This is a genomic window from Pseudoalteromonas sp. SR44-5 (assembly GCF_014163675.1).
Lineage (GTDB): Bacteria > Pseudomonadota > Gammaproteobacteria > Enterobacterales > Alteromonadaceae > Pseudoalteromonas > Pseudoalteromonas rhizosphaerae.
The window spans coordinates 1-571 of record NZ_JACJDT010000172.1 but is presented as its reverse complement, the minus strand read 5'-3'; the positions used below and the strand labels follow the sequence as shown (position 1 = coordinate 571).

1 protein-coding gene is annotated in these 571 nt (G+C 36.3%); it reads left to right on the top strand.

What is annotated here, in order from left to right:
• Window positions 1–29: 29 nt before the first annotated feature.
• Window positions 30–571: hypothetical protein (locus H5154_RS23085; RefSeq protein WP_182719770.1), on the top strand; the 542-nt coding region annotated here is incomplete at its 3' end.

Sequence of the window (571 nt, the reverse complement as noted above, 5' to 3'; positions counted from 1 at the left end):
ATGCGGCGATACGTAAATATGGAGTACGTGTGAAACATCTACTATTTTTATCTTTATCACTAATCTTAGCTGGTTGCGGAGTTACAGGTACAGCAAGTAAAACTGAGTTTCCATTGTTAACAAACGCTCCAGTATTTAGTGCTAACGTCAATTCAGTTTCAATCATAACAGATGAAAATACAGCTGATAACGAATCATATGGGGCTTTTAATTGGGGAAGTTTTGATACAGCTGACAAAAATACAATTCAGCAATCAATCTTAAATACTCTAAACCAAAATACTTCAAACGTATTAACAAAAGCTAAAGTGCACGCCAAAATTCACCGTTATTCGCAAGTTATTACAAATGCCAGTTATGCAAGCTTTGTTATTGTTGATTGGTGTTTAGAAGTAAACGGTGAAATTATTCGCGACGAAGTATTTTATGCTGGCCACAGCGATGAACTTAATATATTTACTGGAAAAACGTTAGGCTGGGCAAAAGGTCAAACCCACAAAGCAATTTCAAGCCGTATCATCAACCAGTCTATACAATCTTTATCTGATCCGTCTCTTAAAAGCGCTTACCC